Consider the following 4261-nt stretch of genomic DNA (forward strand, 5'->3'; position numbering starts at 1 on the left):
GAGGCCAAGGCAGCACCTGCCGCCGCTCCGGCCGCAGCACCTGCAGCAGCCGCCCCGGCCGCTTCTTCCGCCCCTGTCTCCTCCCTGCGCGGCACCACGCAGAAGGCTCCGCGCATCCGCCAGGTCATCGCCCGCCGCATGCGCGAATCCCTGGAAATCTCCACCCAGCTGACGCAGGTCCACGAAGTGGACATGACCAGGATCGCCAAGCTGCGGACCCGGGCCAAGAACTCGTTCCAGGCCCAGAACGGCACCAAGCTGACCTTCCTGCCCTTCATCGCCAAGGCTGTTGCCGAGGCCCTCAAGCAGCACCCCAAGCTCAACGCTGCCTACGATGAGGACAAGCAGGAGATCACGTACCACAACGCCGAGCACCTGGCGATCGCCGTGGACACGGACAAGGGCCTGCTGGTGCCGGTCATCTCCGACGCCGGCAACCTGAACCTCGCCGGCCTGGCCGGCAAGATCGCCGACGTCGCAGCCCGTACCCGCGACGGCAAGATCGGCCCGGACGAGCTGTCCGGCGGCACGTTCAGCATCACCAACATCGGCTCGGTGGGTGCCCTGTTCGACACCCCGATCATCAACCAGCCGCAGGTGGGCATCCTTGGCACCGGCGCGATCGTCAAGCGCGCTGTGGTGGTTGCCGACGAGAACGGTGACGACTCGATCGCCATCCGCTCCATGATGTACCTGTCGCTGACGTACGACCACCGCCTGGTGGACGGCGCAGACGCCGGCCGTTTCCTCCAGACCCTGAAGGCCCGCCTTGAAGAAGGCGCCTTCGAAGCGGACCTGGGACTGTAGCAGCCAGCCACGGACGACGGCGGTGCAGGCCGGCGGCGGGACAACCCGCCGCGGCCCGCGCCGCCGTCGTTCTTTAAGGCCCTTCAGGCAGTCCGCCGCACGTCAGCGCGTCTACTACCGGACGTAGAACAACTGGCTACACTGGTCCCATGAACATCCTCTACAACATTGTGGTTTTCCTGCATATCGTCGGCGCGGCCATGATATTGGGCATCTGGATCGGGCAGATGAAGAAGCCCACCGTCCACCCCCGCCAGTTCGACGGCGCCCTGCTGCAGCTCCTCACCGGCGTGGCCCTGATGGGCCTCATCCCGGCCCTCGACATGGATGCCAATTACGCGAAACTGGGCATCAAGCTCGTCATCGCCCTGGTTGTCGGCGTCCTGGCCTTCATCGGCCGCCGGAAGTACAAGGCCGGCCAGGACGTCAGCCCCGGCCTGTCCCATGCCGTGGGCGGCCTGGCGCTGCTGAACATCGCCATCGCCACCATCTGGAACTGACCCTGGCCCGTTTCCTGTCCCGCCGGAGTCACAATCCACCGGCAGCGGACACGGATGCACCCGTCGGGTGAAGTCCCTAGGATGGGAAACGGCGGGGTCCGGGCAGCGGCCTGCCCCGGTACACATCGACTTGAGGAGTGAACATGGCAGCAACACGTTCAGCAAATGCAGTATGGAACGGCAACCTGACGGAAGGCGCCGGAACCACCAGCCTGGCCACCTCAGGCCTGGGCACGTTCGATGTCACCTGGAAAGCCCGCACCGAAGCGGCCAACGGCAAGACCAGCCCTGAGGAACTCATTGCCGCAGCCCACGCGGCATGCTTCTCGATGGCCTTCAGCAACGAACTGGCAAAGGCCGGACATACTCCCGAAGAAGTCCGCGCCAAGGCCGACGTGACGTTCGTTCCGGGCACCGGCATCACCGGCAGCCACCTGACGGTCGAGGCCAGGGTCCCGGGAATCTCTGAGGACGAGTTCCAGAAGATTGCCGGCGAAGCCAAGGTTGGTTGCCCGGTTTCAGGCGCCCTGGCAAGCATCGACATCACGATGGACGCCACACTGGAGTCCTGATCCCCAGTAAGCGGCAAAGGCCCTGCACGCCCGGGAGAATTCCGGGGGGTGCAGGGCCTTTCCTCGTTCCTGGCGTTACTTGCCCTGGCTGCGCGCAGGCAAGGGAGCCGGGCGGAGCCGCCGGTACCCCTCGCGGGCCGGCGGGCGGTCGGTGGGAAGTTCCTGGATCATTTCCTTCAGGGCACCGATGCCGTACTCCAGCTGCGGGTCCCGGCCCGCGGCGTAGGCGTGCGGCGGGTAGGCCACCTCAATGTCCGGATCGACGCCATAGTTTTCCACGCTCCACCCAACGCCACCGCTGAACCAGTTGGCGTAGCGCGGCTGGGTGACGCCGGTGCCGTCCGCCAGGGCGAACCTGTTGTCGATGCCGACCACTCCGCCCCAGGTACGGGTCCCGATCACGGGGCCGATCCCCCGCAGCTTGGACACCTGGGTGATGATGTCCCCGTCCGAACCGGCGAACTCGTCCGCCAGCACGATGACGGGCCCTCGCGGTGCGTGGTGCGGATAGGTCCGCGGCTTCTCCCCGCGGGGCATGCTCCAGCCCGTGACCTTCCGCCCGATCAGTTCCGCCACCAGCTGCGACGTGTGGCCGCCACGGTTCCGCCTGACATCCACGATGAGCCCGTCCAGCGCGGTTTCGGTGTCCAGGTCGCGGTGGAGCTGTGCCCAGCCGTTGGCCATCATGTCAGGAATATGCAGGTAGCCGAAGGTTCCGGCGGATGCTTCCCGGACAGTGCGGCGGTTGCCGGCTACCCACTCCTGGTACCGCAGGCGTTCCTCGTCCTTGACCGGAACGACGGCGACCCGCCGCTGGGTGCCGGCCGCACCTGTGTGGGCGGGGCCGTTAAGGAGGGTCAGCTCCACCGCCCGTCCGGCCGCACCCACCAGCTGCATGGCCGGGGTGACGGATGCCGAGAGCGGGACGCCGTCGATGGCCAGCAGGATGTCTCCGGCCTTGGCGTCCACGCCGGGCCGCGTCAGGGGCGACGTGGCCAACGGGTCCGAGGATTCGCCGGCCAGGATCCGGGTGATTTCCCAGCCCGCCGGAGTGTGGGAGATATCGGCGCCGAGCCGGCCCTGGCCCTGGCTGCCGTTTTCGGTGACCGGCGCCGGCCGGACGTAGGCATGGGAGGTACCCAGTTCGCCGTGCATCTCCCACAGGAGGTCCACGAGGTCATCGTGCGATCCCAGGCGGTCAACCAGGGGGCGGTAGCGCTTGTGGATGGATTCCCAGTCCTGGCCCGCCATGTCCTCGGCCCAGAAGAAGTCCCGCTGCAGCCGCCAGGCCTCGTCGAAGGCCTGGCCCCAGACGCTGAGCGGATCCATCATTACGCGAATCCGGCCCAGGTCCACCTTGACCAGCTTCCCGGATTCCTCGTCCGCTTTCGCATCCGCCGGAACCGCTGTCACCTGCTTGTCCGAGATCAGCACCACGGTGCTCCGGTCCCCGGAGAGCCGGTAGCTGTCCAGCGACTCCACGAGCGTGGACTTCTTCCGCCGGGCGATATCGAACCTGACAAGGCTGGGGCGGGCATCCTTGTCGTCCTGGCTCGCTTTTCCGTCGCCGGTGACGCCTGCCAGTGCCCAGTCAAGCCACAGAAGCGCGCCGTCCGCGGTTTCCAGGGACGTGTAATTGCCCTGCGGCACGGGGACGGTGATGACGCGGTGTGCAAGGCCCTCGGGGTCAACTGCAACTTCCGGAGTTTCGCCGGGTTCCTGCCCGCCGGGGGTGTCCGTAACGGAGCCTTCGCCGCCGTCGGGTGCCACCGCCGGACCGAAGGGCGACGGCGTCCCGGCGGCGAGTGCCACCAGGTACGGCTTAATGGGGCTGGGGAAGGAGAGATCGAAGGAGTGGCCGTCGTACACCGGGTCGAAGCTGCGGTTGGACAGGAACGCCAGGTATTTGCCGTCCGGGGTGAAGGCCGGCGATTTGTCGCCGAAGCGGCCGTCCGTCACGTCAACGGGGGCCGTTCCGGGGTTGTCCATGTCCGCCAGCCGGAGCCGGCTGCGCGAGCCGAAGGACGTGACCGGCTCAGACCAGACGAGCCACCGGGAGTCGGGCGACCACGCCAGTTCCGAGATGGTGCCTTCCCCGATGCTGGCCACAAGGACAAAGTCGCCCGTGCGGGTGTCCGTCACATACACCTCACCGAAAGAGGTGCCAACGGCTACCCGGCGCCCGTCGGGGCTGGCCTCCAGGGCGCTGGCCCGGGACGGCATGGGAATGTTGATCCCCGGGGCGTCCGCCCCGGACTGCGCGTCTGCTGCGGACACGGTGTCCTCCGGGGCGACGTCGGCCTGCTGCGGGTCCGCCTGCTGGTCGTCCGCGGGGACAAAGGTGCCGGCCCGGGCCAGCACAGCGGCGCCGGCCGCGGGGAC

4 protein-coding genes are annotated in these 4261 nt (G+C 67.8%); 3 read left to right on the forward strand and 1 reads right to left on the reverse strand.

Annotated elements, in window-relative coordinates; all coding sequences use genetic code 11:
- From sucB to AC5RTT_RS19845, 3 genes are all read left to right on the forward strand, one after another.
- A partial coding sequence (gene sucB, locus AC5RTT_RS19835) for a 2-oxoglutarate dehydrogenase, E2 component, dihydrolipoamide succinyltransferase (protein WP_494146603.1) occupies window positions 1-807 on the forward strand: 807 nt, incomplete at its 5' end.
- 149 nt (window positions 808-956) lie between these two features.
- Window positions 957-1307, forward strand: a complete 351-nt coding sequence (locus AC5RTT_RS19840; RefSeq protein ID WP_494146604.1) for a hypothetical protein — start codon at window positions 957-959, stop codon at window positions 1305-1307.
- 143 nt (window positions 1308-1450) lie between these two features.
- Window positions 1451-1879, forward strand: coding sequence for an OsmC family protein (locus tag AC5RTT_RS19845; protein ID WP_133350932.1), 429 nt, complete (start codon window positions 1451-1453; stop codon window positions 1877-1879).
- A gap of 75 nt (window positions 1880-1954) precedes the next feature.
- Here the strand turns inward: AC5RTT_RS19845 and AC5RTT_RS19850 are convergent.
- On the reverse strand, window positions 1955-4261 hold a 2307-nt coding region (locus AC5RTT_RS19850; RefSeq protein ID WP_494146605.1), incomplete at its 5' end, for a S41 family peptidase.

It is taken from the genome of Arthrobacter sp. Y3221157, assembly GCF_059089865.1.